The sequence below is a fragment of the Clostridium sp. AF37-5 genome (assembly GCF_003477605.1).
GTDB lineage: Bacteria > Bacillota > Clostridia > Lachnospirales > Lachnospiraceae > Eubacterium_F.
In genome coordinates this window covers 1-24678 of record NZ_QUDR01000031.1, presented here as the reverse complement: position 1 = coordinate 24678, position 24678 = coordinate 1, and the positions used below count along the sequence as shown (strand labels likewise).

Here is a 24678-nt window from a genome sequence, read left to right as displayed (position 1 = left end):
CAGGCTTATAGCCGCAGAGGAAACCACCAGCTGAGCTGGTGGTCATGATTTGCAAAAAACAACAGGTGCATAGATGGCAAAGGAGGTTATCAAAATGGATACAGCAATCAAATTTTTATATTTAAGTGAACCGGATATGGTTCGGGCAGGTGTGACGGATATGGATGCTTGTGTGGAGGCAATGGAAGATTTATTGTTGACTTTACATAAAGGGGACTATGTGATGGGCGGAAAAAATCACAACTCCCATGGCTGCATGGTGACTTTTCCGGATGACCCGGAATTTGAAGGAATGCCGAAAAATGCAGAGGACAGACGTTTCATGGCGATGCCGGCATATCTTGGCGGACGCTATCAGATGGCGGGGATGAAGTGGTACGGATCGAACATGGAGAATAAGAAAAAAGGGCTGCCACGCTCCATTTTGATGATGATGTTAAATGATAAAGATACGGGGGCACCACTTGCGATGATGTCGGCAAACCTTTTGAGTTCTTACCGAACAGGGGGAATTCCCGGTGTTGGCTGCAAATATTTGGCAAGAGAGGCTGCAAAAACAGTCGCTATTATCGGACCGGGTGTTATGGGGAAAACTTCCCTTCGTGCCTTTGTCAGCGTGAGACCAGGCATTGATACCGTAAAAATTAAGGGGCGTGGACAAAAGTCCATTGATTCATTTGTTGCATTTGTCAAAGAAGAATGTCCGGGAATCAAAAATATTGTGATTTGTGATTCTATCGAGGAAGCTGTAAAAGACAGTGACATTATCAGCATGACAACAACAGTAAAAGACAGTGAGGCAGAGTTTCCTTATATTGATACGAAATGGATTAAAAAAGGTGCACTAATCAGTATGCCTTCAGCCGCTCGTTTTGATGAGGATTTCCTTGTAAATGGCTGTAAAAAAGTTGTGGACAACTACAAATTGTATGAGGCGTGGGAGGAGGAATATCCATATCCGACTTACGACCAGGTGCAGATTGTAGGAAGTAAATTTACGGATTTAAAACAGATGGGGAAAATTACAAGAGAAGACATTATTGATGTGGCAGATGTGATTACCGGTGAGAGAAAAGGACGGGAAAGCGAAGATGAAATTATCGTATATTCTGTTGGAGGCATGCCGGTTGAGGACATCGCGTGGGGAGCTACTGTTTACCGCCGTGCTTTAAAAGAAGGCATTGGTGTGGAACTGCCATTGTGGGATAAACCGGAAATGGCTTAAGAGAACAAGGGGGAATTGGCATGGAGAAAAACAAAAAATTAGGATTAGGAAGTGTGGTTTCTGTTTCTGTCGGGCTTGTCATTGCGACAAGCTGTCTAGTGTCATTGGGACAGGGAGCAGGAACGGTGGGAATCCCATTTATTGGTGCGATGATTATCGCCTGTCTGCTGAATATGACAACGGTTGCTTCGCTTTCTGAGCTAAATGGTCTGATGCCAAACACGACCGGAGGACTGGCGCAGTATACGCTCGCTTGTATGGGACCGTTTCCAACCATGATTTCTATGGTGGGAGGGTATCTGATTTGTAACATTTTATCGTGTGGTGTTGAAGCATCGATTTTTGCCTATGCCATGTCGCAGACGCTTCATTTGCCGATTCCAAGCATCGGCTATACCATTATCATGACGGTAATCGTTATGGTGGCAAATCTGTTTGGTGTCGATATGTTTGCTAAAATTCAGAATTTGGTTGCATTCCTTTTGGTTGGCTCGATGGTTGTTATGGGAATTATCGGTGCCCTGGGGCTTGGAACCGGACAGGTTGTTTCCCAGCCGGCAAGCATGTCAACGAATTTCGCTGATATTGTGTCGACAACTGCAGTGGCATTCTGGCTGTTTATTGGTGCCGAATATGTCATTCCAATATCCAAAGATGTTAAAAATGCCAAACGAAACGTGCCGCTTGGTATGATGATTGGACTGGTGCTTATTTGCCTGGTGCAGGCAATCATGGTATTAGGTTTTCATAATTATACGCCGTGGGCAAAACTGACCGAATCTGCCGCACCACATTTGTTATACGGTCAAAATCTTCTTGGCGGAGCAGGAAAATACTGGATGACAATGGTGGCTGCTCTGGCGGTTATCAGCACGCAAAATTCAACGGTAAGTGGTCTTTCTAATATTTGTCAGGGCATGGCAAAAATGAATATGATGCCACAGTTTTTTGCCAAGACAAATAAAAGGAAAGTACCATTTTTCGGTGTAATATTTGTCAGTGTTACCATTTTGATTTTTGCTTTCATTAGTGACAGTTCCTCCTCGGCAATCTCATTTTTGATTCTGGTGGGCTCTGTATTTTGGATGATTTCGTATATCTTAGCGCATATTGACGTGCTGATTCTGCGAAAAAGAGTGCCAAATGCACCGCGTTCCTTTAAAGTTCCACTCGGTAAAATTCTGCCGCTTATCGGGATTTTAGGAACAACATACATGATTTTAAATATTTCAACCGACCCGGCAGAGCGGTTAGCTATCTGGGGCGTAACCGGAATTGCCTTTTTGATTCTTGGTATCTACTCGTTCTTTTGGATTAAATACAAAATGCGGATGCCGGTCTTTAAGAGCGTGCCGATGGAAGAAGTTATGGCAATGGAAAATGATTTGTATTATGTGATACGGAAAGAGAAGGGGATTTGGAGGTAGCCGTGTTTTGGGGGGCCGTAAATTTTTAAGAAAAGTTTGCATCAAGTGGGCGCTCTCGCTAAGACAAACGCGTAGGGGTATCAGCTTGCAAAATACGCAAGCTTGATACCCACGTGTTTGTACCCACTCGCTGCAAATCATTTCTTGATAATTTGCGGAAATCCCCAAAAGACGGGCTGTACGTTTTTGGTAGAAATTTGTTGCTCCAAACCTGATTTAAATTTTCTTCGACAACTCTTTTTCTATGATTTATCTTATAGCGTTGCATTTTTACGTTGAAATTAGGCTTTATCAGCAAAAATCACGTATTAATTGCAACGCTTTTTATTCATTGTAACCTTTTTGGTTGTTTTATTTTGAAAAGCAGGCGAAAGCATGCAACGTTTTTGAACTTTTGTGAGGTTTTAGGTTGCATAAGCTTCTCTCCGGCATTTAGCACAAACTTTTTCTCACTTAATGAACTGAGAACAAAAAATCATTCCCCGGCATATACTTGAAAGCAATAGTGTCAGAGGATGACTTCATGACACAGCCATCCGGGGCGTCCGGTGAAAAAATTGCCTGTGGGGTAATCGGCTGATTTTAACTGCTAGTGTTGACAAAAGTAAAGAAAAAAAGAGGATTTCAAAACCGACAAAATGTGCTATACTTATTCTTATCATAAAAGATTGGAGTGAAGCAGCATGAAAAGCAAACAGATTCTCTCGCTTTCCCTTGCCGCATGCCTGACGATTGGCTCTCTTGCCGGAGCAGGTGAGGCGCAGGCAAAAGCAAAAGCGAAAAAGCCGGTATTGTCAAAAACAAAAATGACTGCCTATATTGGCAAGACAAAGACATTGAAGGTTAAGAAAAACGGAACGAAAAAAATCGTGAAAACCAAATGGACTTTGTCCGGAAAAAAAGTGGCAAAACTGACGAAAAAGAAAAAGACATCGGTCACCATTAAGGGATTAAAAAAAGGCAGTGCGACAGTAAAAGCCAAGGTTTGGTATCAGAAGAAAGGTGCCAAAAAGAAGAAAAAAGTCACTTTAAAATGTAAGGTGAGCGTAACAAAATACGTTTCTCCTGAGGCGAAGAAAAAGGCGAACGTGTTAAATGCGACGACGAAGTATCAGCCGCTTGCTAAGTTGGCGGCGCAGCATGGATTCAAGTTGGGAACCGTTGTAAACTACACAAATGTTACAACAAATGACAACTACAAAAATCTTGTGAAGTACCATTTTAACAGTTTGACAGCAGGAAATGAGTTTAAGGCATATTCGCTTTTAGACCAGGCAAAATCTGCGCAAAGTAAAGATGGAATGCCAGTGATGAATTATGAAAAAGCTGATGCCATCATTTCGTTTGCCAAGGAAAATGGAATTCAGATGCGCGGTCACGTCCTTGTCTGGCACGCGTATATGTGTGACTGGTTCTTCCGCGAGGGCTATGACACAAGTAAGAAATATGTAAGCAAGGCGGTTATGCAGAAACGTCTTCAGTATTATATTAAAGAAGTAATCACTCATTTTGAAAAGAAATACCCGGGTGTGATTTACTGCTGGGATGTTGTAAATGAGGCTGTAGCAGACCAGAATGTGGGAAATGACAACCGAAATCTCCGAAAAGATAATCAGTTTTATAAAATTCTTGGCAGTGATTATGTGGAGCAGTCGTTCCTTTATGCGAAAAATACGGTAGATGAACTTGGGGCCGATATCAAATTGTATTATAATGATTACAATTCTTTCTACAAATCAAAGCGTGAGGAAATCGTAAATTTGGTTAAGAGCATTAACAGTTATGCAAAGGATGCCAAGGGAAATACGCGCAAGTTGTGTGACGGCGTTGGCATGCAGGGATACATTGGCGGTTACGGAACTCAGAATGGATGCATGAATGAGCAGAATATTTCGGATATTAAGAAATCAATTGAGACTTATGCAGCACTTGGCTGTGAAGTTCAGGTGACCGAAATGGCAGTAAGAAATTATATGGGGACGGCCGCCATGAAGAAAAAACATGCTGCATTTTATAAAAAACTGTTCCAGATGTTTGTGGACGTAAATGAAATTTCGGCAAAATGCACCGGAAAATCAGATGAAGAAATTAAAAAATTGGAGGAGAGCCGACCTTTAAAAGCGGTTTCAATTTGGGGATGGCAGGATGACCCATCGCTGGATGAAAGCAGCTATGGCTACTCGATGAATGGTCCATATTGTGGTTTGTTCACGGAATTGTATGCGGTGAAAGATTCGTTTAAGAATGTGTATGAGGTTCTTGCAAATAAAAGAATTTAAAGGTGTTGACATTTTAAATTTTCAAGATTATAATAGCGGTAACACGTAGATGAGATGAGTAAAACGCAGAACATGTCAGAGAGAAATGCCTTGTGCTGGAAGCATTTTCATGGAAACCGTTTGAAAACTACCTCGGAGTGACCCCAATCCGGTCCGGTGACCCCGTTATCGTCAGAATGAAGCCGGGATGATTTATTACTATTTCGTCCAACAAGGGTGGAACCGCGAGACATTGATTTTATGGCCTCGTCCCTTCGAACTATAACAGCGAGAAGGGATGAGGCCTTCTTGTATATTGAAATTGAATGAGAACAGGAGGAATTCACATGAAAGTAACACTAAAAGATGGTTCAAGCAAAGAGTATTCACAGGCAATGAGCATTATTGATATTGCCAAAGACATCAGTGAAGGACTTGCCAGAGTGGCATGTGTTGCCGAGTTAGACGGCGAAGTTGTGGATTTGCGCACAATAGTAGATGGCGAACACACACTGAATATTTTGACATTTGACAGCGACGAAGGAAAAGCAGCATTCCGTCATACTGCATCCCATGTGCTGGCACAGGCGATTAAGAGATTGTATCCGGATGCCAAATGTGCCATTGGACCTTCGATTGAGGAAGGTTTCTACTATGATTTTGATATAGCACCATTGGATCGTGAGGCACTGGACAAGATTGAAAAAGAAATGAAAAAGATTGTTAAGGAAGGTGCGACATTAGAGCGTTTTACCCTGCCAAGACAAGAGGCAATTGATTTGATGAAAAAACGTGAGGAGCCGTATAAGGTTGAGTTGATTGAAGATTTACCGGAAGATGCCGAGATTTCTTTCTATCAGCAGGGCGAATACATTGATTTGTGTGCCGGTCCTCATTTGATGAATACAAAACCGTTAAAGGCAATGAAGCTGATTTCTTCTTCCGGTGCTTACTGGAGAGGAAATGAGAAAAATAAAATGCTTACCCGTGTATACGGAACTGCTTATACAAAGAAAGCGGATTTGGATGCTTATCTGGAGCATTTGGAAGATATTAAAAAACGCGACCACAATAAATTGGGACGTGAGTTGGAACTGTTTACCACCGTTGATGTAATCGGTCAGGGACTTCCGCTTTTGATGCCAAAAGGTGTACAGGTTATCCAGACTTTACAGCGCTGGATTGAAGATGAGGAAGAAAAGCGCGGTTACATGAGAACGAAGACACCTTTGATGGCGAAATCTGATTTGTACAAGATTTCCGGTCACTGGGATCACTACAAAGAAGGTATGTTTGTTCTTGGCGATGAGGAAAAGGATAAGGAAGTATTTGCCCTTCGTCCGATGACCTGTCCATTCCAGTACTATGTTTACAAGGCAAGTCAGAAATCCTATCGTGACCTGCCATGCCGTTATGGTGAGACATCGACATTGTTCCGTAATGAGGATTCCGGTGAAATGCACGGCTTGACTCGTGTCCGCCAGTTTACAATTTCTGAGGGACATTTGATTGTGCGTCCGGATCAGATGGTAAAAGAATTTAAGGATTGTATCGCTCTCGCTCAGTACTGTTTACAGATACTTGGAGTTGAAGAAGATGTAACGTATCATCTGAGTAAATGGGATCCTGAAAATCGTGAAAAATATATCGGCGAGCCGGAAGTATGGAATGAGACAGAAGAAGATATCCGTCAGATTCTGATTGAACTGAACATTCCATTTACTGAAGATGTCGGAGAGGCCGCTTTCTACGGACCAAAAGTAGATATCAATGCGAAGAATGTATACGGTAAAGAAGATACCATGATTACCATTCAGTGGGATGCCCTTTTGGCGGAACAGTTTGATATGTATTATATTGATGAAAATGGTGAGAAAGTACGCCCATACATCATCCACAGAACATCGATTGGATGTTATGAGAGAACGTTAGCATGGCTGATTGAGAAATATGCCGGTGCATTCCCGACATGGCTTTCACCGGAGCAGGTACGTGTTCTGCCGATTTCCGAGAAATATCTCGATTACGCAAACAGTGTGGAAGAGAAATTAAAGGCGAATGGCATCCGTTGCAGCGTGGACAGCCGTTCCGAAAAAATCGGTTACAAGATTCGCGAGGCAAGACTTCAGAAAACACCGTATATGCTCGTCGTTGGGCAGAAAGAAGAGGAAGAAGGCGTTGTATCCGTTCGCAGCCGTTTCAAAGGAGACGAGGGTGCGCAGTCTTTAGATACGTTCATTGATGACATTTGCAAGGAAATCCGTACGAAAGAAATTCGTAAGGTAGAAGTGACACCGGAGAGTAAATAAGCAGGAGGTTTGTATGCAGCAGAATAGACAGACAAATGCAAAAGCGATTGCGTCGTTAGTGCTTTCATGTGCTTCGATGGTTTGTTGTATGCAATGGTCCATTTCTTTGGTAATGGCAGTGCTTGGCATCGTATTTGGAATTTTGGGACTTCGGGATGACAATCCGAATCAGGAAGATGCAGCAATTGCCGGTATCGTTGTGGGAGTGGCAGGGGTCATCCTTGCCATTGTCGTAGCGGTGCTGTTAATTAAAATTACGAATAATTCGTCGATGCAGCATCTGGAACAGACAGCATCCTTTTTCGCCCCATACGGCAGGATATAGAAATGGAGGTATCTATGACAGATATAAATCGACACAGAGGGCTTGCAATTGCCTCTCTTATATTAGGTGGAATTTCCTGTTTTTGCTGTTTTGGAACAGGTATCGGCGTAATCCCTGCCGCAATCGCCCTTGTCTTTAGCATTATTGCAGTGGCAAAAGGCGGTAAAAATGCGAAAAAATTAGGAATCATCGGATTGATTTTGAGTGCCATCGGTCTGGTTTTAAATGCCGTGATTTTGGCATACGGAATCTGGATGATTCGCTGGGACCACATGACAATCGAAAATTTATCCTCAATTCAGAACTTAAATCCTGCAAACGAAAAAGACATCATCGAATGGCTTCAGCAGTTTATTAAGGTTGATATATCGGGGATGGTAAATTAAGTGGGGGGTGCGTGTTATTGTTTCCGTAATTAGGCAGAAAAGCTTTGTATCTCGTGGGCGCTTTCGCTCGTTGAGTACGTAGCGGTATGGGCGCTGAAACTACCAGCGCTACATACCGACGTACTCAAAACCCACGAGTTTCAAAGTTTTTCTGCCTAATTACTGGAATTCAATAAATGACATCCCCCCAATCATTTGTTGTCCTGCCTTAATACCATGGCTGATACTTTGTATGTAAGCGTGTGTGGTCAAGTGATTGCTGCTGATTTTTCAGGAATCCAATAAATTGAATTAAGGTCATTTACGGAAACTGAAAAAAAGTTAACAGCAATCACTTGACACACACCACCTTTCTATGGTACACTACCAAAGGTGTAAAAAGCAGAGTTATCCACTCTCACCTTGCCGTATAACATTTGTTATCACACGGTATTGGTTCACATCTATTATAATGATAGGAAATGTTTTACGTGGATAGCTGGCTTTTAGAAACAGCTATCTTTTTTTCATTTAGGAGGTAAGAACAATAAGCGATTTAATGATTAACGAGCAGATTCGCGACAGAGAAGTTCGTGTAATTGGACCAAATGGAGAACAGCTTGGCATTATGTCGGCAAAAGAAGCATATTTCAAAGCAAAAGATGCAGGACTTGATTTGGTAAAGATTGCACCGACTGCAAAACCGCCGGTGTGCAAAATTATTGACTACGGCAAGTACCGCTATGAGCAGGCTCGTAAAGCAAAAGAAGCAAAGAAGAAACAGAAAACCATCGAGACAAAAGAAATCAGACTTTCGCCAAACATTGATACCAATGATTTGAACACGAAAGTAAATCAGGCAAAGAAATTCCTGCAAAAGGGAGCTAAAGTAAAAGTCTCACTCCGATTTCGTGGTAGAGAAATGGCTCATAAAGATGTAGGAAGGGAAATCCTGAATGCGTTTTTTGAAGAATTAAAGGACGTTGCTTCCGTCGACAAACCTGCGAAGATGGAAGGAAGAAGTATGGTAATGTTTTTATCAGCCACAAAATAATAACGGAGGAATAATATCATGGCAAATCAGAAAATGAAAACAAAAAGAGCTGCTGCAAAGCGCTTTAAAGTTACCGGTACCGGTAAATTGAAAAGAAACAAAGCATACAAGAGTCATATTTTGACTAAGAAGACAACAAAGAGAAAAAGAAATCTCAGAAAGTCTGCTCTTGTAGATGAAACTAATGTAAAAACAATGAAAAAGATTATGCCATACAGCTAATGGCGAAGGAGGGAACTGACAAATGGCTAGAATTAAAGGCGGAATGAACGCAAAGAAAAAACATAAAAGAGTATTGAAACTGGCAAAGGGTTACAGAGGCGCAAGAAGTAAACAGTATCGTGTTGCAAAACAGTCTGTTATGCGTGCGTTGGAAGAGTCCTATACAGGTAGAAAACAGAAAAAGAGACAGTTCAGACAGCTTTGGATTGCTCGTATTAACGCAGCAGCTAGAATGAATGGTCTTTCCTACAGCAAATTTATGTATGGTTTGAAACTTGCTGAGGTAAACGTAAACCGTAAAATGCTTTCTGAGATGGCAATCAGCGATCCGGAAGGTTTCGCTTCTTTGGTAGAAGTAGCAAAAAGCAAATTAGCTTAAGCTTTATCTGTTATAACAAACAAGTACAAAAAGGTATCTCATTGTGAGGTACCTTTTATCTTGCAGTAAAAGTGAAACATCACGATTAATGGAAAGGAAATAAGGGAAATGAGTCAGACGCATAAGCAAAAAATAGCGGCATTGCTTGCCACAACCTTAATTTTATGTGACCTCATAAGCGGGAGTCCTGCCCATTTGCAGGCAAGACAGAAGAACAATCAGACGGAGTGGAGTGAAGAGCCAACGCCTGAACCGACAGAAGAACCGACCGCGGAGCCCACAGAGGAGCCGGAGCCAACAGCTGCGCCACAGCCAAATGAAACTCCAAAGCCGGTGAAAAAATATGAACTGGTATCGCCTCACGCTAAGTATTATAAAGGCGGCATGAAGGGGATTCATTATCGGAAAGTGAAGGGGGAAAAGGTATATCACCTTTACTCGTATACGACCGATTCGGTAAAACTTGTTATGTCACAGGCATCTACTTTTGAGGTTTACGGAGGTGCTTCGAAAAAAGAAGTAAAAAAGAAGTTAGTTACCGTTTCTTCCTCCGGTGTGGTAAAATGTAAGACAAAAAACAAAAAAAATTACACGCTCTTAAAAGCGACGTCCAAAGTGACAGGCGAAAACTGCTATATTTACATTTATTTTAATGAAAAAATTGAAAGCAAAAGCGGCAGCAAAATAAAGTTATGGGAAAAGAAAAAAGCGACAGTTTCTTTTAACTATGCCAAAAAGAAATTGTCTTTTGAAATAAAGAATAAAAAGATTGCAAGTGTCAATAAAAACGGACGAATTACGGCGAAAAAGAAGGGTACGACTTACCTTTTTGTAAAGGTAAAAGATTCGGATAAAAACCAGTGCAGGATTAAAATTGTTGTAAAAGAAGAGCCGTGGATTGTCAGTGAAAAGGATAAGAAATACGACTATGCAGAGATGACAAGAGATTTGCGTAAGATTGCTCACAAATACCCCGGAAAAACAGGGCTGTCGAGCCTTGGCAGGACATATGACAACAGGGAAATCTGGTGCCTGCGTGTGGGAAATCCTTCTGCGGCAAAGAAACTTGTGATTGATGCGGCAATTCATGCCAGAGAGTGGAAAAATACACAGGTCATTATGCGACAGACCGAGGAAATTCTTCGGGAATATGGTGAGCACCGCGCAAGATTCCGTTCGACATGCCTTTATATTCTGCCGATGGATAACCCGGACGGTGTGACAATTTCGCAGTATGGGGCAAGTGGAATCCGCAATGCAAAACTTCGCAAGAAAATACAGAAGATAGGGCATTTCAATACGTGGAAAAATAATGCCAGAGGGGTTAATATTAACAATAATTTCCCTGCCGGTTTTTCAGCAGATAAGAAAAAGGATAAAAAGAAGGGGAAGAAAAGGAAACCGGATGCCACAACATATACAGGAAAAAAGGCAGCGAGCGAAAAGGAAACGAAGGCATTAATTTCTTTTATTAAGCGGATATCGCCAAAGACGGTGTTGAATCTCCATTCGACCGGCAGTATTTTATACTGGGATTTTGATGTATCGTCGCCACTGCATGAAAAGCAGTACAGGTTAGCAAGTGAAATAAAAAAGAGAAATCATTACCGAATGATGCCAAAGAGTTCGAGTACAGAAGAACACGGAGGCTTTGCGGACTGGCTTGTGTACGAGAAGAAAATTGTGAGTGTTACGGTAGAAACAGGGACAGTGCCATGCCCTTTGCCGCACTCTCAGTATAAAAAGATTTATAAACGAAACAAAAAGATGTTTCGCTGGTTTATGCTATCTTATTAAACAGGTAATTGGATACGAAAAGGAAGGTGCATTAAAATGGAACGAACGAGAAGACTGCGGATGAACGAACGAGTGAGAGATATGGTGCGGGAAAATCATGTCCGGGTGGACGAATTGATTTATCCGATTTTTGTAATAGAAGGAGAAAATATTTGTGAACCGGTAGAGTCGATGCCGGGCATCTGCCAGTATTCGATTGACAGACTTCATGAAGAACTTGACCGAGTGCGTGAGGCAGGGATTCCGGCAGTTTTATTGTTTGGTATTCCGGCACACAAAGATGAGCAGGGAAGTGGTGCGTATGCCGAAGACGGAATCGTGCCACAGGCGATTCGCTATATTAAGAAAAATTACAAAGAACTTGTTGTTGTTGCGGATGTCTGCCTGTGTGAATACACATCACATGGACACTGCGGTCTGATTTGCGATGGGGAAGTTTTAAATGATGAGACGCTTCCGTTTTTGTCAAAGGCATCTGTTGTGTATGCAAAGGCAGGAGCAGATATCATTGCACCGAGTGATATGATGGATAAACGTGTTGAGGCAATCCGCAAGGCTCTTGATGAAGAAGGCCTATATAATACGCCGATTATGTCCTACAGTGCAAAATTTGCGTCGGCATATTATGGCCCATTCCGTGATGCCGCACACTCGGCACCGGGATTTGGTGACCGTAAAAGTTATCAGATGGACCCGGCAAATGGAGAAGAAGCTCTGCGGGAAGTGGAGCAGGACATCAAAGAAGGTGCTGATTTAATTATTGCAAAACCGGCGATGGCGTATCTGGATGTATTAAAAGATATTTCGATTCATTATAACATTCCGATTGTGGCGTATAATGTCAGTGGAGAATATGCGATGGTGAAAGCAGCTGCGCAAAAAGGCTGGATTGATGAAAAACGAATTGTGATGGAGCACATGATTGGATTTAAGCGTGCCGGTGCAAAAATGATTATTACTTATCATGCTCTTGACGTGGCACGGTGGCTTAAGGAAGAACAAAAGGAGCAGTAACCATGATTTTTGGCTATGTTGGAATTTGCTATAAAGAAGCACCACTTGCCCTGCGCGGGCAGGTGGCGTTACCCGACTCAAAAAAAATTGAATTATGGGAGCGGCTTTCTGTCATTGGCTTAAAACAGTGTGTGATTGTCTCGACCTGCAACCGCAGCGAGATTTTCTATTTTTCTCATTCGGATGCGGTGACGGGGGAGCAGGTGCAGTCCTGCTACCAGGGCATTTTCCCGAATGTTTCGTTTGGGGATTGCTGTAAGAAAAAAGAGGGCAGTGAGGCGGTTTCTTATTTGTTCCGCGTGGCGGCAGGCTTGGAATCGTTAGTCGTAGGTGAAGATCAGATTTTAGGGCAGGTTGTTGAGGCGATGGATTTTGCCAGGACCATGGGGCACAGCGGCAAAGAATTGGAGCGCATTGTAAGGGATGCGGTGACGTGTGCCAAGTGGATTAAGACGAATTACCGTATCAGTGAAAAGCCACTGTCAGTCAGTTATATTGGCGTGAAAGAGCTACATCGGGCCGGTGGTGTTAGCGGGAAAAATATCCTTGTGATTGGAAGCGGAAAAACGGCGGCACTTGCTTTGACATATTTGTTTGAATACGGAGCTAAGAAGGTTTATCTGTGCAGCCGGACGCTTGCGCACGCAAAAGAATTGTTAGCGGTACATGAAAATTTGACAGTGGTGGACTATCATGAGCGTTATGATGCGATGAAACGGTGTGAAACGGTTGTATCAGCAACGTCATCGCCGCATCTGGTTGTTTTGTACGATAAATGGAAAGAGACGGGTGTCAGACAAATGCAGTTTTTGGATTTGGCATCACCGAGGGATATTGACAGCCGGTTACAAGAAGTTCCGGGGGTGCAGTTGATTGATATGGATACGCTGCAGAAAATTACCGAAAAAAATCAGAATGAGCGGGAAAAACTGGCGGCAGCCTGTGAACAGGTGATTGAAGAAAAGGTGCAGGAGACGATGGAATGGCTTTTATTGAGCCGTGTGGATGGTACGATTGAGACATTGCAGAAACGGTGTTCACAGATTGAGACGGACAGTTATGAATATTTAAATCGAAAAATTTCTCTGAATCACAGAGAGCAGAAATTATTGAAAAAGGTGCTTCATGCTTCTTTGCAGCGCTTGATTCGTGAGCCGATTCAGGAATTAAAGCAGTTGGAGGACGAAGAAAAGCAGAAAGAGTACCAGAATATCTTAAAAACATTATTCCGAATGTATGAAGATGAATAAAAGTATAAGCGTAACCTTATACTTTTATTTAAAATAACTATAAGTAAAATGTTATAATATCGCATGGAATATATTTACAAAGTTATACCTTGGTGTTACAATAATCTCAAAGAGAGGGATCGTATACGAAACAGGGTTTGTTTACGGGGCGGTTTCAAAAACAAAAAATGATTGGAGGACACAAGGTTGAAAAAACAGTTTTGTAAAACAATGAGTTATGTGATGACGGCAGCATTGCTTCTTGGCGTGTCAATGCCATCTTCACCGGCAGCAGCAAAGAAAAAGGCACCGAAACTTAGCACAAAGAAAGTAAGCATTTCGGTTGGACAGAAAAAGACGATTAAGTTGAAGAATGGAAAGAAAGCAGTTTGGTCCATTAAGTCAGGTAAAAAGGTTGTTAGTCTTTCGAAGAAAAAGAAAACAAGTGTCGTAGTAAAAGGAAAGAAAGCCGGAAAGGCAGTCGTATTAGCAAAGGTTGGAAAGAAAAAACTGACCTGCAAAGTTACTGTTAAGGCAAAGAAGCCGGCAGTTACAAAAGCACCGGCAGTTACCACTGCACCAAACACGAATAAACCAAGTACGGCACCGACAGCAACACCAACAGCTGTAGTACCGACACCAACCGCTACTCCGGAACAGGGCGAGGCAGTAAAAGACATTACAATTGATATGACAAAAGTTGGCGATACCGAATTCAGTTCTTCACCGGCAACGATTAATTTTAGCAGCCAGCTGGATGCACGCTTTGATTTGGCTTATTTTAAGGAAGTAAAAATTGGCTATGAACTTACTTTTGAAGGTGAAGACACTTCCAAATTAACAGCTGGTAAAATTGCTGTAGCAGGTACAACAGAGCAGTTGACAGGTTTTGATGATGGTGTAGCATTTAATTATAACATGGCAGCGGGTGCTACATCCGTATCGGTAGCATTTGATGAGAAAGTAACAGGTCCTGCCGTTGGATTGAACATCCAGCCGATGGATGCGGCTGCTAGTTATGGTTGGCCGGAAACGTTGAAATCCGTTAAGATTACAAGCATTGTATTTGTTGCCAGAGCAGGAGCTACTTATCCGGCAGCAGGAGCAAGCAAACCAACACCAAAACCAACAGTAGCACCGGAATTTGAATCTTCTGAGTTCAAATACGATGGTCTTGATCAGAATTGGATTGACAAAAACATTGACCCTGAAAAACCGGTTGTTGCTTTGTCATTTGATGATGGCCCGGGAGGTTATACAGGATTTGTTGATAATGGTATGAAGATTCAGAAAGCTTTAACTGCAGCAGGCGCTCATGCAACATTCTTCTACATCGGTGCTCATATTGAGCATGATGAGGATTCCAGAAATGAAGTTCTTGCAGCGAAAGAGGCTGGATTTGAGGTGGCAAATCATTCTTATGATTCCAATGGGTTGAATAGTGTAGGACCAGAGGTAATCAAAGAGAAGATTGCTAAGACAGATGCACTTCTTTCTGAAATCACCGGATACAAACACTTCTTGTTCCGTGCGCCAAACGTTGCTTATAGTCAGGCGATGTATGCAGTAATCGAGAAACCGTTTATCGATGTATCGATTTGGAGTCAGGATTATCAGGATAAAACAACGAAAGATGATTTGGTAAACAATGTAATCAATAACTTAAAAGATGGCGGTATCATTAACATGCATTCCGTTCATGATAAGACAGCAGAGGCAGTTCCGGAAATTTTGGAGCAGTGCAAAGACAAAGGATATCAGGTAGTTGGCGTTTCTGAATTGTTTGCTATTAAAGGCAAAAAGCTTATGACAGGTGTGAAATACAATAACGCTGAGTAAGATTTGAAAATGGATTGTTGAAAAGCAGGGCTGTTATAATAAAATAGTCTAAAGATGGCAAAAGAAGTTTGTTCGATATAAACGAATGGAACTTCTTTTGCTATTTTTATTTTATACGCAGACATGCCGCTCTTTGGTTGCGGCGTCTCTTTATCTGTGATAAAATAGAGCAAATGGCGTGAAAGGAGCATGCATATGACAGGGATTGTTTTTGAAGGTGGGACATTTCGACCGATTTTTAGCTGCGGTGTGATGGATGCACTGTTGTCGGAGAATATATTACTGCCTTACTGTATTGGTGTTTCCGCTGGAATTGCGGATGGGGTTTCGTATATTTCTAAACAACCACAGAGAAATTTGGAAATTATGCAGAAATACCGTAATGATAAGCGATATATGAGCCGGAGCAACTGGAAAAAAAATAAAAGTATTTTCGGACTGGATTTTGTTTTTGGAGAAATTCCGGACCACTTAATTCCATTTGATTGGGACACCTTTCGTTCATATAAGGGAACTTGTCTGGTTGGTGTGACAAATGCAAAAACCGGACAGATTGAGTATAAAAACGCAATGGATATGGATGAGAAATTTACAATGCTTCGTGCAACCTGTGCATTGCCAATGTTTTTCCCAGCGATTGATTTGGACGGACAGAAGTATTACGATGGCGGGCTGGTTGACCCGATTCCGTTTAAAAAAGCGTTAGATGACGGTTGTGACAAATTAATTGTTGTGCTTACGCAGCCACGCGGTTTTGTGAAACGTTATGGCAAATATGATAAAATGGGTGCCAGAATGCTAGGACATAAATATCCGGAGATTAAACGAGTGATTATGGAGAGACCGGACCGCTACAATGCTGTAGTGAAAGAGTGTGAGGCGTTAGCGAAGGAAGGAAAAGTGATGATTCTACGGCCGAACCATTTGCTGAACAGCTTTGAAAGTGATGTGCGGAAACTGGAAATGGCTTATTGGCATGGTTACCGCATGACAAAAGAAAAGATGAAAAAAATCAAGAGGTTTATTGAGGAATAAAGGAGATTGCAAATGAAACAACAAAAGCAGCAAAAAGAATATGGGAAAAAGTTTTTTGTGCCAATTTTGCTTATACTGGCAGTGCTTCCATTGATTACCAATGCACATATTTATGATAATGGATTGAGTAAACAATTATGGTCATCGGCAAATGGTCAGGTGACAGATTTCTTTTTGTATTATAAATCGCATTTTTTGATGATACTGGGTGCCATTGTTACGGTTATTTTGGCATATTGGCTTTGTACTGGTGAAAATGGCAGATTGTTTGATAAAAATGTGTGGATTCCGTTGATTCCGGCATCGGTGTTTGCCTTATTTTCGCTGTTTTCGGCGATGGGAGCGGAGCATGCAGAGGATGCGTTCTTAGGCGGTTATGAGCAGTTTGAGGGCGTATTTGTCCTTCTTATTTATGTAATCTGTTTTTTGTTTGTGTATGGTTACGTGAAGAAAGAAGAGGTAGTGGAGTGGCTTCTTAACGGACTGACTGCCGGCTCTTGTGTTGTTGGTATTCTCGGTGCATTCCAAACGTTTGGTCTGGATTGGATTCAGAGTGCCTGGGCAAGGCCTTTGGTTACGACTGAACTGGCTGGCAGAAGTGGTTTTAATATAAAATTGACATTTGGTAAGGGTATGGCATATTCTACACTTCACAATCCGAACTATGTTGGTTCTTATGTGGCGGTTGTTTTACCGATTACGATTCTTTTGCTTTTTACGGCAAAGAAAATGACATTTCGTGTACTGGCTCTGATATCTACTGCTTGCCAGTTGATTATGCTGTATGGCTCACAGTCATTGACCGGACTGATTGGTGTTGCCGGAGCTGTTGTTGCAGCACTCATTTTTCTGCTTCCTTATGTGAAAAAGCATTTACTTGTTTCGGTTGGGGCGGTTGTTGTGTGTATTGCTGCGGTGGTCTGCGTGCTCGTTGCAAAACCCGGCATTTTAAACCGGTTTACGGGCAGCGAGGGAGAAAAAACGACGAATACTATTTCGTCCATTCAGACAAAGAAAAATTCGTTTGAAATTGTGACCGGCAGCGGAAAGACGGTTGTAGGAGAGTTTACTTCGACTGACAGTATCGGTTCCTTTTCTTTGAAGGATAAAAAGGGAAAAACACTGGAGACTGCGACAAATAATAATGTTGTGACGATTGCAGAAAAAGGATATGAAAAGATTAAATTCTCGGCATCTGCTGTTGAGGTCGATAAAACAACGATTCCGTGTCTTGAAATTGGTGCAGATGGAAAAACGTGGGATTTGGTGAAAAAAGATAATAAACTTTTGTATTATAATCCGCAGGGACGATTGGACAAACTAAGAAAAGTGGATTCGATTGGTTTTGAAAATAATTACGATTTTGCGACCCGCCGTGGTTATATTTGGTCACGTACATTTCCAATGCTTAAATCAACGGCCTTGATTGGTGTTGGTGCGGATAATTTTGTATATGAATTTCCGAATAATGATTATGTGGGAAAAGTGAATTCTGAGTTTAATGCGCAGCTTATTACGAAACCGCATAATATGTATCTTCAGATTTGGACGCAGGACGGTATGCTTGCCTGTCTGGCATTGATTGCTTTGTACGTGATGCTTGTTATTGCAACATGGAAGAATTGCATGAATGCAGAGAAAAAGACATGGCTTCACAAAACAGCAATGGCAATTTTTTGTGGTGCCAGTGGTTACATGGTAGTTGGTCTTGCAAATGATTCAAGTGTATGTGTGGCACCTTTGTTCTGGATCCTTATGGGACTTGGGTTTGCCGTAAATCATATGATAAAACGCAGTAAAGCGAAAGAGGAAGAACAGTAAAATACGGAGGTGATTGTATGGCTCGAAGATGCAGTGTGGAAAGAGCAAATAAACAAATTGGGGGTTTCGCCAGTGCAAAGAAAAATATGGTGATTCAGTACGAAGGGCGTGAACGTTCGACAAAGCATTTGCTAGAATTGATTCACGATGACGTTTTAACAAAAGGAGTTGCAGAAGAGGAAATTGAACAGCTTGATATTTACGTGAAACCGGAAGAACAAGCAGTTTATTATGTGGTGAATCAGAAAATTGAGGGCCAGATTGCATTTTAAAAGGATGTGGGACAAGAATGTCGGAAAGGAAGAAAATTATGGCAACGGTTTATGTAATTGCAAACCAGAAGGGCGGTATTGGTAAGACGACAACCGCTACAACATTAGCAGGGATTTTGAATCAGAAAGGAAAAACTTTATTAATTGATGCGGACCCACAGGGGAACAGCACAAGTACCTATCAGGCAGCAATTGAGGATACGGCAACTCTTTATGATGTCATGGTTGATGAGGACCCGGTGCCGCTTGATGAGGCTGTGCAACACATGGAGAACGGAGATATTGTAGCTTCGGACCCATTGCTTGCCAAGGCGGGAAAACTTTTAGACGGAAATGTGGAAGGAATGTACCGTTTGCAGGATGCGCTTGAAATGTTAGACGGCTATGATTACATCGTAATTGACACAGCACCATCTCTTGATATTGTATTATACAATTGTTTGATTGCTGCGGACGAAGTGATTATCCCGGTCACGGCGGATGCCTTTGCACTGCAGGGACTAACAAAACTCAGTGATACAATTCATGCCGTTCAAAAGCGTCAGAACCGCAATTTGCAGATTGCCGGCCTTTTGCTTGTGAAGTACGCCGGCCGCTCCAATTTGGAAAAAGATGTACGTCAGGAAATCGAGGAAGTTGCCACGCAACTTGGCACTAAATTGTTCCCAACGGCAATTCGCGAGTGCGTCAAAACAAAAGAAGCACAGTTGAAAAAACGCCTGCTCAGTGATTATGCGCCAAACTGTACCACGATGCAGGATTACAACCAGTTTGTCGAAGAACTGCTTGGAAAGTAAGATACATATATTGAATATCTTGTGTTATATAAGGATGTCAGGGGCAAGCTTTTTGCTCGGGCATCCTATTTTATTGCTTATTTTCCAATGCCGTATTCTTTCATAAGTTCTTTTTGATAGTCAGTATCTACCATGGCACGCTGCATGTCTTCCAAACGGTTGTCGTCTAGTAAACGGAGATTTAAGGTGTTAATTTCATGGATGCCGCGAGCTTCGCCGCGTTCTTCATACATATCTAAAAGTACACACATGTTGATATGTCCTCCTTTTTCGTTTTGTTTATCGATTAACTGTTTTGCCTTTATGTAACGGTCGTCATTTGCGACAGCGGCCAGCCAGTCTAAAAAGGCTTCTGGATGGTCAAGTTTAAAATCCGTTGTGCGGAAAAAAGATTCTAATTTTTCTTTGTCATTTTTGCATGACAGATACCGGACGATGTATTTAAAGTCGGAGTGATACATCTGCATCGTGGACTCGGATTGATTGGCTAAGTTGATAATGTCAATTGAATGGGGTGAAATCCACTTCTCAAACTCCTCACGCATATCGTCGGGGATGTTAAGCACATCCTGTAACTGCTTAGGCTTTTTCCATTCTTTTTGGCTGTAATTCAAAACAAGTGTAATAACCGGATCCAGTTTTTGAGCGTCATGAATCTCCTTGGTAATAGGAGACGGATAAGCCTGCTGCTGTCGATTTGTTTCTTTGATTGTCCGAACCTGTTCCATATATTTTGCATGTTGATATCCCATGTCGCGGACGGGCATAATGTTATTGATATCGCTCTGGTTTTCCAAACAGACAAAGAAGCGGGTGTTATATTTTTTGTTACACTTCATCGGTATATCCATCTGCAGTTGTTTCAGTTTGTTGTCAGAAGAGGACTTGGTAATCAGTTCACCGGGTTCTCGTGATAATTCGTTTGCAGATATATAATGTCTGCCGCCGAATAAGTTTACATTAACGATGTCGGAAAAAACATCTTTGTATTGTAATAAATTCTTTTCAGCTAAATCTTTACTTCCCAATAGCATGCCTCCTTTTATCAAATAGAAATAACAAGGAGAACGGTTTTGCTCCCACCCTTGTTTGTAAATATACTAGCATGTAATGAAGAAAAAGTCAATATATTTTATTACAATCGTAAAGCGACTTGCGCCCGCTTGAAAGGAAGTTAAAAACAGCATAAAGGGCGAAAAAACGTAAAAAAGAGAGGCGCAAAACGACTTGTTGGTAAAGCGTGGCGTATTGCGCTGAGAATTTTTGAAAAGTGAAAAAAGTGGGGGTGGTCAGATTACGGAAAAAACAGAATCACAGTGCAAGGTTTCTGGTGGTGATACAGTTGGAGGTTTAATTGGTAAAACACAGTATGTTAATAGTTGGAGAGATGCTTCATATACCACTTGCAAATTGGACGGGACAAATTAGGGAGGAATACTGTTTGGATGTTTTCCAACCACAGATTATAATTGTTCCGACGTAAAAGTATATTATCCAAAAGAATGTTATGAGGAAAAGGGATGGCAGGATACCGGTTGTGACTTGAATGGGGGCGGCAGTACGAAAAATTATTTTACAAATGCCGCGAGACCAAAGGAATCCGTTTTGATGTCGTAGCAATTGCTGACCGTGCTTTTTATAAAAACAGAAAAATTCGTCGTGCTCTAATTGGCACGAACATACAGTCAATCGGGAAAATGGCGTTCTACGGTACAAGGCAGCTGAGGTACATAGACATAAAAACAAAAAAACTGAAAGTTATTGGAAAAAAGGCGTTTATTGGAATTTATCCGGCGGCGAAAATAAAAATTCCTCGTACGAGAAAGAAAAAGTACATCAAATTACTTGCCAACAAATACGGTTAAAAGAAAAAAGCAGAGAGTTCGCAAAATGGAATTCTCTGCTTTTCCCTTGGTGATACATTTAAAAATTGCTGCCGTTCCAGCCCCAGTCGTTCACACCGTGGTAAGTGACATAAACTTGATTTCCCGGGATGGAAAGCTCTTCACTTAAAATGTCGCAAATAACTTTTGTCATTTCTGAATAGGCAGACGGAGATGCCTGACCAAACAGACTGACAGAAACATATGCTCCCTTGTCCAATTTCGAACCGCCCATGTACAAATCGTAATTATCTTCAAATCCAACCATCAGATACGTTTCCGATTTGTTTAAAATTTGGATAGCCTCACCAAGTTTTGTTTTGATAGCTTCCTCTTTTTCCGGGGTGAGCGATACGGTAATTTTTGAATCAATAAATGGCATAAAAGTACCTCTCTTTCTTTTTTATGATATAAGTCAAAGGGATTCCAGAAATTTAAGCATAGAACTTAACTGTGTACCATTTAAGCGCTCTGCATAGCGGAGTAAGCGAAACCTCGTTTCATTCAAATGAACAGAAGTGGTGTCTTCCTCCATAAAAAATTCAGACATTGAAATATTAAATGCGTTACATATTTTTTGCAAAGAGGGAATGGACGGCAATGTGTTTTTTCGATACCAGGCTGAAATCGTTGATTGGGTGATGCCGGACTGCTGGGATAGTTGATACTCGGTCCAGCCACGCTCCAGCCGTAATTCCACGATACGGTCTAATACATTCATTGTCAAACCCCTTTCTTAGGTAAATTCATAAGTAATATTATACTTGGTATTACAAAATAAAGCAGTGTAAAATAACGTAATTAAATAACGTAAATATGAAATCGGTAAAGAGTAATGTATTAGGGGAGGAGTTTTGGCTGAGATAAAAAAACGGAAAGCAATTTTGACGAGGGGGCGTATACTAAAAAAATGCAGTGGGGGCTTTTTCTTTCATAGATTACCAATATATGTTATAATGACCTTTGAAAAATGAGGGGAAATAGGATATGAAATTATTGTTTGTACTTGTTGGACTAATTTTGTTTTGCAAAGGAATTGAAAAAGGCAGTAATTGGTTGTTCTTTGGTGGATTAATATTAATGATGTCCTTTTTGATGTGGCAGCTTTTTGATAACTGTTTTTTTGTTTCGTTGTTGGCGTAGACGGACACGGAGGCAGAGAGAACTAAGGTGTGGAAAAGAAAGGAGAGTTTGAATTTGAAAATTGCTACATATAATATATGGAATTCAGAAAGTGGAATGCCATATAGAATTAAATATATAGTAAATGAAATAAAATTAATAAATGCTGATGTGATATGTCTTCAGGAGGTATCAAGTAGAAAATTGGCTGAAGGTATTGCAGCAAATGCTGATTATCCCTATTGGTATTTTGATAATTATCCAGATAATGAGGAAGGGTTATGTATAATGGCGAAAATGCCCTTTTTAGAATGTGAGACATGGATAGGCGAAGCAAATGCAATTTATTGTTCATTTTTTTATAATTCTCAAAAAATAGCGGTTGTGAATGTTCATCTTCCGTGGGATAGTGTATTAATCAGAGAGCATCAAATTATAAAAATTGTCAATGCAGTGGATAAAAAAACATACGATTATGTTTATATGGCGGGTGACTTTAATTGTAGTGATTTTTCGGATGTACAGCGGTTTTTATTAGGAGAATGTACGTTGAATAATTGTGAAGCCTTACCGTGTTGGTTTGATTTGGCATCTGCATATGCGGAAATTACTGATAAAAAAGCTGAGAATACTCTTGATTTTCGGAAAAATCCTAGATTTAAAGGAAATACGGTGGAGACAAATTCAAGATTTGACAGAATTTTATTGCAAAATACATATCCGCAGCAATTTCCCGTTTTGAGCAGGTGCAATGTATTTGGCACAGCAATTTATGAAGATATAGCATTGGCAGCAAGTGATCATTATGGTGTAGTAGTAGAAATGGAATAATTTTAGGATGGTGTTATTATGTATGAGGATATTTGGAAAAAATTATACTGTGAAGCAAGAAAAGTGCAAAAAGAGAGAGTGATTTCTCCGTTTATAGAGGCAGGGGGTGTTGCAGCTGCACTTTTGACTAAGAAAGGTAGTATTTATGTTGGAGTTTGTATTGATACGGCAAGTACACTGGGAATGTGTGCTGAAAGAAATGCGATTGCTAATATGATAACAAATGGTGAGCATCAAATCGATAAAATGGTTGCGGTTGTTGAGGATGGAAGTGTTGGCGCTCCGTGTGGTGCGTGTAGAGAGTATATGATGCAATTAGATAAAGATAGTGGTGACATTGAAATACTTGTGGATTTTGAAAAGAGAAGAATCGTTCGACTTAAAGAATTAATTCCTGATTGGTGGGGAAGAGAACGTTTTTTAGTTGAAGAATGAAAAGGGGGCTTCTAACCGAAGTAACGCTTTGTATCAGATTTGATGTGCCCCCAAAAAGTTAGACTTTTTGGGGGCACATCAAATCTGATACAAAGCGTTACTTGCCTTTCTCAACAAGAGAAAGACAAAACGAAAATAAAAATGCCTATCCTGTCTGAACCACAGGATGTGCGGTGTCCGTAAGGGCATTTAACCTTCGTGGGAGCATCCACTTTGGAGTGGAAGCTTTCCCACATAGTTATAATATCACTAGTAGAAAAATATATCAAGTGCTTTTTTGATAGAGATGGGGTAAATTTACTGTCGGAAAGTAATAGGCAGACTACATCTGTGACCTGTTCTTATCTTTTTCCACGTCTCAGATGAGTAAAAAAGCGTCGACTTTTTCACAAACACCCAATAGAGTTTCACGAGATTAGCTAAAACTTATCTATTTTTTCTTCAAGCTCAGCCTTTTCAGATTCGGTTATCGGATTGGTTATTTTGTACTCACTGTTTTTATCTTGGTTTTTACCACCAACAATTAATCTGATAAATATTCCTATAAATCTATAAATACTACATGAAAAAAATAGCAAATTCCAGATCAGAAAAATCACTAAAATATTTATTACCCAAATGTTCATTATATCTTTAAGTAATAGGATTGCGCCAAGCAAAATTGTCATAATTCCAGCCAAAAAAATACGATGGTTGTCTTTTGCAAAATTGTTCCTGTCTATCAATTTCCAAAATTTGAGGCTAAAATCCTCTTTCATTTTCCCGATTATTACTGGAATAAAAAAGCCATATACTCCCAATAAAATGGATGTATAATTTAGAAGAGCCTTACATAATTCCTCGAAACCATCACTTTCTTGCAACAACTTAATGTTACAATTCGTTTTACATGAAAGAATAAGCCACACTATATACCAAAGAACTGCTCCTGTTGGTATAACATACATATATATTATATATTTTTTTGCACATTTTTTTTTCATTCAATCACGTATAATCCAATTATCCTCTTTTGAGGGTAATGGATTATTCTCCTTTC

At 40.8% G+C, this 24678-nt stretch carries 24 protein-coding genes; 20 read left to right on the top strand and 4 right to left on the bottom strand.

The features are described 5' to 3' along the window. Positions 1 to 94 precede the first annotated feature (94 nt). From DW019_RS13985 to DW019_RS13905, 17 genes are all read left to right on the top strand, one after another. A complete protein-coding gene (locus DW019_RS13985) occupies positions 95 to 1225 on the top strand; it encodes a tyramine oxidase subunit B (protein ID WP_118443971.1) in 1131 nt (376 codons plus the stop codon). 20 nt (positions 1226 to 1245) lie between these two features. Then, positions 1246 to 2652: an APC family permease gene (locus tag DW019_RS13980; RefSeq protein WP_118443970.1), complete on the top strand. Its 1407-nt coding sequence runs from the start codon at positions 1246 to 1248 to the stop codon at positions 2650 to 2652. 683 nt (positions 2653 to 3335) lie between these two features. After that, positions 3336 to 4931, top strand: coding sequence for an endo-1,4-beta-xylanase (locus DW019_RS13975; protein WP_118443969.1), 1596 nt, complete (start codon positions 3336 to 3338; stop codon positions 4929 to 4931). 326 nt (positions 4932 to 5257) lie between these two features. Then, entirely contained in the window at positions 5258 to 7219 is a 1962-nt protein-coding gene (gene thrS, locus DW019_RS13970) for a threonine--tRNA ligase (protein WP_118443968.1), read from the top strand. Between the two features lie 13 nt (positions 7220 to 7232). Further along, entirely contained in the window at positions 7233 to 7544 is a 312-nt protein-coding gene (locus DW019_RS13965) for a DUF4190 domain-containing protein (RefSeq protein WP_118443967.1), read from the top strand. A gap of 14 nt (positions 7545 to 7558) precedes the next feature. Then, the gene (locus DW019_RS13960) at positions 7559 to 7930 is read left to right on the top strand and encodes a DUF4190 domain-containing protein (protein WP_022376651.1); all 372 of its coding nucleotides are present in this window, start codon (positions 7559 to 7561) and stop codon (positions 7928 to 7930) included. A gap of 538 nt (positions 7931 to 8468) precedes the next feature. Next, positions 8469 to 8963 (top strand): translation initiation factor IF-3, encoded by a 495-nt coding sequence (gene infC, locus DW019_RS13955; protein WP_022376650.1) that lies wholly within the window; start codon positions 8469 to 8471, stop codon positions 8961 to 8963. Between the two features lie 18 nt (positions 8964 to 8981). Further along, positions 8982 to 9185 carry a 50S ribosomal protein L35 gene (rpmI, locus tag DW019_RS13950; protein WP_022376649.1) on the top strand — a complete coding sequence of 68 codons (204 nt, stop codon included), beginning with the start codon at positions 8982 to 8984 and terminating at the stop codon, positions 9183 to 9185. A gap of 22 nt (positions 9186 to 9207) precedes the next feature. Further along, positions 9208 to 9564 (top strand): 50S ribosomal protein L20, encoded by a 357-nt coding sequence (rplT, locus tag DW019_RS13945; protein WP_022376648.1) that lies wholly within the window; start codon positions 9208 to 9210, stop codon positions 9562 to 9564. A 108-nt stretch (positions 9565 to 9672) separates the two neighbouring features. After that, on the top strand, positions 9673 to 11361 hold the full coding sequence (locus DW019_RS13940) for a M14 family zinc carboxypeptidase (RefSeq protein WP_118443966.1): 1689 nt from the start codon (positions 9673 to 9675) through the stop codon (positions 11359 to 11361). A gap of 36 nt (positions 11362 to 11397) precedes the next feature. Continuing rightward, the gene (gene hemB / locus DW019_RS13935; protein ID WP_118443965.1) at positions 11398 to 12375 is read left to right on the top strand and encodes a porphobilinogen synthase; all 978 of its coding nucleotides are present in this window, start codon (positions 11398 to 11400) and stop codon (positions 12373 to 12375) included. 2 nt (positions 12376 to 12377) lie between these two features. Next, the gene (gene hemA, locus DW019_RS13930; RefSeq protein WP_118443964.1) at positions 12378 to 13625 is read left to right on the top strand and encodes a glutamyl-tRNA reductase; all 1248 of its coding nucleotides are present in this window, start codon (positions 12378 to 12380) and stop codon (positions 13623 to 13625) included. 186 nt (positions 13626 to 13811) lie between these two features. After that, positions 13812 to 15443 (top strand): polysaccharide deacetylase family protein, encoded by a 1632-nt coding sequence (locus DW019_RS13925; protein WP_117479842.1) that lies wholly within the window; start codon positions 13812 to 13814, stop codon positions 15441 to 15443. 195 nt (positions 15444 to 15638) lie between these two features. Then, positions 15639 to 16478, top strand: coding sequence for a patatin family protein (locus DW019_RS13920; protein ID WP_118443963.1), 840 nt, complete (start codon positions 15639 to 15641; stop codon positions 16476 to 16478). Positions 16479 to 16490: 12 nt separating this feature from the next. Continuing rightward, positions 16491 to 18299, top strand: coding sequence for an O-antigen ligase family protein (locus DW019_RS13915; protein WP_118443962.1), 1809 nt, complete (start codon positions 16491 to 16493; stop codon positions 18297 to 18299). A gap of 17 nt (positions 18300 to 18316) precedes the next feature. Next, positions 18317 to 18571: a DUF6465 family protein gene (locus DW019_RS13910; RefSeq protein WP_022376641.1), complete on the top strand. Its 255-nt coding sequence runs from the start codon at positions 18317 to 18319 to the stop codon at positions 18569 to 18571. 17 nt (positions 18572 to 18588) lie between these two features. Next, entirely contained in the window at positions 18589 to 19368 is a 780-nt protein-coding gene (locus tag DW019_RS13905; protein WP_118443961.1) for a ParA family protein, read from the top strand. A gap of 77 nt (positions 19369 to 19445) precedes the next feature. Here DW019_RS13905 and DW019_RS13900 read toward each other — a convergent pair whose 3' ends face one another. From DW019_RS13900 to DW019_RS13885, 3 genes are all read right to left on the bottom strand, one after another. Further along, the gene (locus tag DW019_RS13900; protein WP_182431156.1) at positions 19446 to 20396 is read right to left on the bottom strand and encodes an Rpn family recombination-promoting nuclease/putative transposase; all 951 of its coding nucleotides are present in this window, start codon (positions 20394 to 20396) and stop codon (positions 19446 to 19448) included. Positions 20397 to 21291: 895 nt separating this feature from the next. Beyond that, positions 21292 to 21633, bottom strand: a complete 342-nt coding sequence (locus DW019_RS13890; protein ID WP_118443959.1) for a phenylpyruvate tautomerase MIF-related protein — start codon at positions 21631 to 21633, stop codon at positions 21292 to 21294. 33 nt (positions 21634 to 21666) lie between these two features. Beyond that, complete coding sequence (locus DW019_RS13885) at positions 21667 to 21972, bottom strand: helix-turn-helix transcriptional regulator (protein WP_022376635.1); 306 nt, start codon at positions 21970 to 21972, stop codon at positions 21667 to 21669. Positions 21973 to 22238: 266 nt separating this feature from the next. On the opposite strand from DW019_RS13885, the gene DW019_RS15210 reads away from it, so the two are divergent. Genes DW019_RS15210 through DW019_RS13875 form a run of 3 tightly spaced genes read left to right on the top strand, consistent with a single transcriptional unit; the run spans position 22239 to position 23639 of the window. Then, the gene (locus tag DW019_RS15210) at positions 22239 to 22394 is read left to right on the top strand and encodes a hypothetical protein (RefSeq protein ID WP_182431155.1); all 156 of its coding nucleotides are present in this window, start codon (positions 22239 to 22241) and stop codon (positions 22392 to 22394) included. A 54-nt stretch (positions 22395 to 22448) separates the two neighbouring features. Continuing rightward, positions 22449 to 23204 (top strand): endonuclease/exonuclease/phosphatase family protein, encoded by a 756-nt coding sequence (locus DW019_RS13880; protein ID WP_118443958.1) that lies wholly within the window; start codon positions 22449 to 22451, stop codon positions 23202 to 23204. A gap of 18 nt (positions 23205 to 23222) precedes the next feature. Then, the gene (locus DW019_RS13875; protein WP_118443957.1) at positions 23223 to 23639 is read left to right on the top strand and encodes a cytidine deaminase; all 417 of its coding nucleotides are present in this window, start codon (positions 23223 to 23225) and stop codon (positions 23637 to 23639) included. 419 nt (positions 23640 to 24058) lie between these two features. On the opposite strand, the gene DW019_RS13870 is transcribed toward DW019_RS13875, so the two are convergent. After that, positions 24059 to 24622 (bottom strand): hypothetical protein, encoded by a 564-nt coding sequence (locus DW019_RS13870; RefSeq protein ID WP_118443956.1) that lies wholly within the window; start codon positions 24620 to 24622, stop codon positions 24059 to 24061. Positions 24623 to 24678: the final 56 nt, after the last annotated feature.

Excerpts from the sequence above, each read along its gene's own strand:
- DW019_RS13985 (WP_118443971.1), top strand. The coding sequence starts at position 95 with ATGGATACAGCAATCAAATTTTTATATTTAAGTGAACCGGATATGGTT.
- DW019_RS13980 (WP_118443970.1), top strand. The coding sequence starts at position 1,246 with ATGGAGAAAAACAAAAAATTAGGATTAGGAAGTGTGGTTTCTGTTTCT.
- DW019_RS13975 (WP_118443969.1), top strand. The coding sequence starts at position 3,336 with ATGAAAAGCAAACAGATTCTCTCGCTTTCCCTTGCCGCATGCCTGACG.
- thrS (WP_118443968.1), top strand. The coding sequence starts at position 5,258 with ATGAAAGTAACACTAAAAGATGGTTCAAGCAAAGAGTATTCACAGGCA.
- DW019_RS13965 (WP_118443967.1), top strand. The coding sequence starts at position 7,233 with ATGCAGCAGAATAGACAGACAAATGCAAAAGCGATTGCGTCGTTAGTG.
- DW019_RS13960 (WP_022376651.1), top strand. The coding sequence starts at position 7,559 with ATGACAGATATAAATCGACACAGAGGGCTTGCAATTGCCTCTCTTATA.
- infC (WP_022376650.1), top strand. The coding sequence starts at position 8,469 with ATGATTAACGAGCAGATTCGCGACAGAGAAGTTCGTGTAATTGGACCA.
- rpmI (WP_022376649.1), top strand. The coding sequence starts at position 8,982 with ATGGCAAATCAGAAAATGAAAACAAAAAGAGCTGCTGCAAAGCGCTTT.
- rplT (WP_022376648.1), top strand. The coding sequence starts at position 9,208 with ATGGCTAGAATTAAAGGCGGAATGAACGCAAAGAAAAAACATAAAAGA.
- DW019_RS13940 (WP_118443966.1), top strand. The coding sequence starts at position 9,673 with ATGAGTCAGACGCATAAGCAAAAAATAGCGGCATTGCTTGCCACAACC.
- hemB (WP_118443965.1), top strand. The coding sequence starts at position 11,398 with ATGGAACGAACGAGAAGACTGCGGATGAACGAACGAGTGAGAGATATG.
- hemA (WP_118443964.1), top strand. The coding sequence starts at position 12,378 with ATGATTTTTGGCTATGTTGGAATTTGCTATAAAGAAGCACCACTTGCC.
- DW019_RS13920 (WP_118443963.1), top strand. The coding sequence starts at position 15,639 with ATGACAGGGATTGTTTTTGAAGGTGGGACATTTCGACCGATTTTTAGC.
- DW019_RS13915 (WP_118443962.1), top strand. The coding sequence starts at position 16,491 with ATGAAACAACAAAAGCAGCAAAAAGAATATGGGAAAAAGTTTTTTGTG.
- DW019_RS13910 (WP_022376641.1), top strand. The coding sequence starts at position 18,317 with ATGGCTCGAAGATGCAGTGTGGAAAGAGCAAATAAACAAATTGGGGGT.
- DW019_RS13905 (WP_118443961.1), top strand. The coding sequence starts at position 18,589 with ATGTCGGAAAGGAAGAAAATTATGGCAACGGTTTATGTAATTGCAAAC.
- DW019_RS13890 (WP_118443959.1), bottom strand. The coding sequence starts at position 21,633 with ATGCCATTTATTGATTCAAAAATTACCGTATCGCTCACCCCGGAAAAA.
- DW019_RS13885 (WP_022376635.1), bottom strand. The coding sequence starts at position 21,972 with ATGAATGTATTAGACCGTATCGTGGAATTACGGCTGGAGCGTGGCTGG.
- DW019_RS15210 (WP_182431155.1), top strand. The coding sequence starts at position 22,239 with ATGAAATTATTGTTTGTACTTGTTGGACTAATTTTGTTTTGCAAAGGA.
- DW019_RS13875 (WP_118443957.1), top strand. The coding sequence starts at position 23,223 with ATGTATGAGGATATTTGGAAAAAATTATACTGTGAAGCAAGAAAAGTG.
- DW019_RS13870 (WP_118443956.1), bottom strand. The coding sequence starts at position 24,622 with ATGAAAAAAAAATGTGCAAAAAAATATATAATATATATGTATGTTATA.